The sequence below is a fragment of the Sagittula sp. SSi028 genome (assembly GCF_048553715.1).
Taxonomy (GTDB): domain Bacteria; phylum Pseudomonadota; class Alphaproteobacteria; order Rhodobacterales; family Rhodobacteraceae; genus Sagittula.
Genome location: NZ_JBLZNC010000073.1, coordinates 1 through 223 on the forward strand (window position 1 = coordinate 1; position 223 = coordinate 223).

The window sequence follows — 223 nt, forward strand, 5'->3', positions numbered from 1 at the left end:
ATCGCCCGCGATGGCTCGGGTGATCCGGTCTTCCAGTTCTTTGATCAGACTGTCAAACCGTTGCTCCAGCTCGGTGTCGATGTCCTCGAACATCACGGCGGTGCCGAGCTTTTGATGCGCACGGATTTGGGCGAGCAGCCGTTTGCGCATCTCGACCAACTGCGCTCTCTTGGTTGTCATAGCTCTGAGAAGGCGCAGATTTTCCGCTGGAAGACTGCGGCCT

The 223-nt window shown here is 57.8% G+C and carries 1 protein-coding gene; it reads right to left on the bottom strand.

Annotated elements, in window-relative coordinates:
* A partial coding sequence (locus tag ACN5AZ_RS18805; protein ID WP_419430409.1) for a hypothetical protein occupies window positions 1-180 on the bottom strand: 180 nt, incomplete at its 3' end.
* Between the last annotated feature and the right edge of the window lie 43 nt (window positions 181-223).